This window comes from Candidatus Benthicola sp. (assembly GCF_058719085.1).
Genome location: NZ_JBZQEK010000109.1, coordinates 1 through 5,005 on the forward strand (window position 1 = coordinate 1; position 5,005 = coordinate 5,005).

The window sequence follows — 5,005 nt, forward strand, 5'->3', positions numbered from 1 at the left end:
AGGGCTCCGGCGGCCATCACGGCCAGCGCCAGGTAGGGCAGCCACAGCTCGTGGACTCCGGTTCCCTTCAGAAACACCGATCGCACGATCTCCAGAAACCAGCGCACGGGGTTCCCGATCGTGATCCACTGAAACACGAGGGGCATGCTGCGGATCGGAAAGAAGAAGCCCGACAGGATGATCGAGGGAAGGACGAACAGGAAGATCGTCATGAACGCCTCCTGCTGCGTTCGCGAGATCGTGGACACGAGCAGGCCGATCGAGAGGCCGGTCACGATGAAGAGCAGTGCGGCGGTGAGGAGCGCCAGCGCGGAGCCCCGGAACGGGATCGAGAACCAGAGCGTTCCCACGATCGAGATGACCACGAGGTCGACCAGGGCGACGAGCAGCACCGGGATGGTCTTCCCGAGCATCAGCTCGGCCGAGCTGATCGGACTCACCAGGAGCTGATCCAGCGTCCCGGTTTCCCGCTCCCGCACGACGCTCAGCGCCGTCAGGATGAGGCAGATGATGAGGAGAAGGAGTCCGATCACGGCCGGTACGTTGTACACACGGCTCTCGAGCTCCGGGTTGTACCACGCCCGGACGCGGAGATCGACCGCTCCCGGTCCGGCACGTGCCGCCGACGGTCCCGCGGCGCCCCTCGAGGCCGCTCGCCTTCGGGCCGCCGAGGCTCCGTGACTGGCCAGGATCAGCGTCGCATATCCCTGCGCGACGGTCGCCTCGTTCGAGTCTGAGCCGTCCAGCAGCAGCTGCACTTCCGCCCGCCCGGCAGCCAGATCGGCGGCGTATCCCGGAGGAATCTCGAGGGCCACCGTGGCCGAGCCCCGATCGAGAGCGCGTACCATGTCGGCCGGCGAGCTGGAGCGGGCCACCACATCGAAGTAACCGGATCCGGTCAGGGCATCCACGAGGGCGCGCGACGGTTCGGTGCGATCGTGGTCCACGACGAAGGTCCTCACGTGCCGCACATCGGTGCTCACCGCGTACCCGAACAGCAGAAGCTGAACGAGCGGCGCCACGAAAAGGATCGGCCGGGAGCGAGGGTCGCGGAGGAGCTGGCGGAACTCCTTCCGAACGACGGCGAGAAGCCGGTACGGCGACCGGCCGCTCACGTGATCTCCTTCCGGAACACCCGGATCGCCAGCCCGAGCCCCACGCACGAGTAGACGGCCAGCCCGAGCACGTCGGGCCACAGGACCCCGAGTCCCACCCCCTTGAGAAAGATCCCCCGGGTAATCGCCACGAAGTACCGGGCCGGCACGATGAGCGACACGATCTGGAGGACCTTCGGCATGTTCGCGATCGCGAAGATGAATCCCGAAAGGAGCAGCGCCGGCAGGTACGTCGACATCAGGGATGCCTGGCTCGCCAGCAGCTGCGACCGGAGCAGCGCGGAGAGGAAGATCCCGAACCCCAGCGCACCGAGGAGGAAGAGGGTCGACGTGGCGAACAGGAGCGCGAGGTTCCCTCGCAGGGGCACCGAGAACAGGAAGACGCCCACCACGCAGGTGATCGCGAGATCGAGAAGACCGATGGCGAGATACGGCAGCAGCTTGCCGATGATCACCTCCACCCGGGTGACCGGCGTGGCGGCGAGCTGCTCCATCGTGCCCCGCTCCCACTCGCGGGCCACCGTGAGCGAGGTGAGCATGGCGGCGATGATGGACATGATGACGGCTATCAGTCCGGGGACGATCGTGATCCGGCTCTCCAGTGACTCGTTGTACCAAACCCGGCTCCGCACCTCGAGCGCGGGCCGGGCTCCCGATCCGCCGAAGTCAGCCACGATCGCGCCGGCGTAGTTCTGTGCGATCGAGGCCGTGTTCGCGTCGCTGCCATCGAGGAGCAGTTGCACGCGGGCGGTCCTTCCGGCGGCCAGATCGCGCTCGAACTCGGGCCCGATGGACAGGACGCCGGTCACCTGGTTGCGGCGGATCCACTCTTCCGCCGCGGAGGGCCCGGCGGGCCACGCCGAAATCTCGAAGTAGCCGGAGCCGGAGAAGGCATCGATCAGCCGCCGACTCGCGGGGCTGGCGGAACGGTCCACCACCGCGAGGCGGATGTTGCGGACGTCGAGGGTGATCGCGTATCCGAACAGCAGCAGCATCAGAAGGGGAAGAACGAAGGCCAGGATCAGGCTGCGCGGGTCGCGCCGCAGCTGGATGGCCTCCTTGCGGGCCATGGCCCACAGACGTCTCCACGAGCCGCTCATCCGGCCACCGTCCCGCCCTCCCGTCTTACGAGCGCCACGAAGACGTCCTCGAGCGACGGATCGATGCGATCGATCCGTTCGGCCTGGAGCCCCTCCCTCTCGAACCGTGACCGGATCGAAGTCCGCGCACGCGCCTCGTCGGACGCCGCCACGTGCAGGCGCCGGCCGAACATGGCGGCCTCGATCACCCCCTCGGCCCCCTGCAGGGCCTCGACGGCCCGCGCCGCGTCCTCCGTCCGGACCTCCAGAATCGGTTCGTCGAGGGAAGAGCGCAGGGTGGACGGACGGTCGAGCGCGATCAGGCGTCCCCGGTTCATGAGCGCCACGCGACCGCAGTATTCCGCCTCCTCCATGTAGTGGGTGCTGACGAGAATCGTGGTCCCGCCCTCCGCGAGGCCGTAGATGAGATCCCAGAAGGCTCGACGTGCCGCCGGATCGACGCCGGAGGTCGGCTCGTCCAGAAACAGGACTCTCGGTTCGTGCAGTACCGCGCAGCCGAGCGCCAGGCGCTGCTTCCAGCCGAGGGGAAGCTGGCCGGTTCGCCGGCCGCGCGCCTCCTCGAGACCGGCCATGGCGAGGATCCAATCCCTCCGCTCCCGCAGTCTCTCGCCGCGCACCTCGTACAGACCGGCGAACAGCTCGATGTTCTCGTCCACGGTGAGATCGAGGTAGAGAGAGAACAGCTGCGACATGTAGCCGATGTCGCGCTTCAGCTCCCGACGCTCCCCCACGACGTCGTGGCCCGCGACGATGGCCTGGCCCTCGCTCGGAGGGAGAAGCCCGTTCAGCATCTTGATGGTGGTCGTCTTACCGGCGCCGTTCGGTCCCAGAAACCCGAACACCTCCCCGGTCCGGACCTCGAACGACACGGAATCCACCGCCGTGAAGTCGCCGAACCGGCGGGTCAGGCTCCGGGCGTCGACCGCCACTCCGTCAGTCATCGGCGATCGCCGACGTTTGGCGCGCCAGGAGATCCGGGTCCGTTCGGGCGAGGAACACGTCCTCGAGCGAGGGTTCGATGATCTCCGCCCCGTGTGCGGCCAGCCCCTGCGCCTCGAGGGCGGACCGCAGCTCCGGCCATGCGTCGATCCCACGCTCGACGGAAACGTGCACCACCTCTCCATAGGCCGCGGCGCGTCGGACGCCCGGCAACTCGTGGAGGAGGCGCGCCGCCTCCCGAGACGGCTCGACCCGGATCTCCACGATACTGCCCTCGAGCTCGGCCTGGAGCTGCCGTGGGGGCGCCAGGGCCAGCAGCCGGCCTCCGTGAAGCATGGCGACCCGGTCGCACCGCTCCGCCTCGTCCATGTAGGCGGTGGTGACGAGAATCGTGGTCCCCCGGGCCACCATTTCGTGCAGGATGAGCCACAGATCCCGGCGCGAGATCGGATCCACCCCGAAGGTGGGCTCATCGAGCAGGAGGATCTCCGGTCGGTGCACGAGCGCACAGGAGAGAGACAGCTTCTGCTTCATCCCACCCGACAGCTGGCCAGCGAGCCGCGACTCGAAGGGCCCGAGGCCTGAGAAGGCATACAGGCGCTCCAGACGCAGTTCCCGCTCTTTGCGGGGAACGCCGTACAGGTCGGCGTAGAAATCCAGGTTCTCACGGACCGTGAGGTCCTCGTACAGGCCGAAGCGCTGCGCCATGTAGGCGATCTTCCGCTTCGCCCCCTCCGGATCCCGGGTGATGGACACCCCGGCTACACGAGCTTCACCCGACGTCGGTGGCAGGACGCCGGCCAGCATCCGGACCGTGGTGGTCTTCCCGGCTCCGTCCGGTCCCACGATCCCGAACAGCTCCCCCGGAGCCACGTCAAACGAGAGTTCGGACACGGCGGCCACGTCTCCGAAGTGCCGGGTGAGTCCCTGTACGGAAATGATGGGCCCGGCCGTCGCGGTCTCTTCGGCCGTCGCCTTGCCGCCGAGGCTCACGACCGTCCCGTCGGCACGGTCACATCTGCCGGCAGTCCCGGCTTCAGGTCCAGCGCCGGATCACCCGTGATCCGCACCCGGACCTCGTACACCAGCTTCACCCGCTCCTCCGTCGTCTGCACGTTGCGCGGCGTGAACTCGGCTTCCGCGGCGATGTGCATGATCTCACCTTCGTAGGTTCTGCCCGGATCGGCGTCAGCCCGGATCGTCGCCCCATCACCGAGGTGCAGGTCTCCGACCCGGTCGCCGGGGACGTAGATCCGCACCCAGCGGTCGGCGGGATTCATGATCGTCACCACGGGAAGGCCCGGCGAGACGGTCTCTCCGGGCTCCCGGTGACGCACGGTGACGACCCCATCGAACGGGGCGCGGACCTCGGAGAAGGTGAGGCGAGCCCCGATGCGGGCGACTTCGGCTTCCGCGACCTCCACCGCGGCTCTCTGAGCGGCGATCTGCTCGGGCCGGGATCCGCTTTCCATCAGCCGCAGCCGCTCGCGAGCCGCCTCCGCCTCGGCCAGCATCACGTCGCGCGCCGTCGTCAGCTGGTCGAACGCCTCCTTGCTGATCGCCCCGCCCTGGTAGAGGGTCCGACCTCGCTCGAGATCCTCATCCGCCTTCGCCATTCGGCTCTCGGCAGCACGCAGGTTGGCGCGGGCCTGAGCCACCTCCTCCGTCCGAAAGCCGCTCTCGAGCTCCTCGAGCCGGGCCCGGGCGGCGGCGGCCTGGGACCGTGCCGCCCGGAGAGCCGCGTTCAGTTCCGCCTGATCCAGCGAGGCGAGCTTCTCTCCGTTCGTGACGGGGTCGCCTTCGCGCACCGAGATCTCGGCCACCCGTCCGGCGATCTCGAATCCGAGGTCG

At 68.3% G+C, this 5,005-nt stretch carries 5 protein-coding genes; all 5 read right to left on the reverse strand.

The window, feature by feature from the left end; genetic code table 11:
• A partial coding sequence (locus tag AC36XV_RS08635) for an ABC transporter permease (RefSeq protein WP_492203282.1) occupies window positions 1–1,115 on the reverse strand: 1,115 nt, incomplete at its 3' end.
• Window positions 1,112–2,215, reverse strand: a complete 1,104-nt coding sequence (locus AC36XV_RS08640; protein ID WP_492203283.1) for an ABC transporter permease — start codon at window positions 2,213–2,215, stop codon at window positions 1,112–1,114. The genes AC36XV_RS08635 and AC36XV_RS08640, both read right to left, overlap by 4 nt.
• On the reverse strand, window positions 2,212–3,156 hold the full coding sequence (locus tag AC36XV_RS08645) for an ABC transporter ATP-binding protein (RefSeq protein ID WP_492203284.1): 945 nt from the start codon (window positions 3,154–3,156) through the stop codon (window positions 2,212–2,214). The genes AC36XV_RS08640 and AC36XV_RS08645 overlap by 4 nt, the downstream gene beginning before the upstream one ends.
• Complete coding sequence (locus AC36XV_RS08650) at window positions 3,149–4,147, reverse strand: ABC transporter ATP-binding protein (RefSeq protein ID WP_492203285.1); 999 nt, start codon at window positions 4,145–4,147, stop codon at window positions 3,149–3,151. Before AC36XV_RS08650 ends, AC36XV_RS08645 begins: the two co-directional genes overlap by 8 nt.
• A partial coding sequence (locus tag AC36XV_RS08655; RefSeq protein WP_492203286.1) for an HlyD family secretion protein occupies window positions 4,144–5,005 on the reverse strand: 862 nt, incomplete at its 5' end. The genes AC36XV_RS08650 and AC36XV_RS08655, both read right to left, overlap by 4 nt.

What these genes read in the sequence shown, in the direction of transcription:
- AC36XV_RS08645 (WP_492203284.1), bottom strand. Translation starts at nt 3,156, where the DNA reads ATGACTGACGGAGTGGCGGTCGACGCCCGGAGCCTGACCCGCCGGTTC.
- AC36XV_RS08640 (WP_492203283.1), bottom strand. Translation starts at nt 2,215, where the DNA reads ATGAGCGGCTCGTGGAGACGTCTGTGGGCCATGGCCCGCAAGGAGGCC.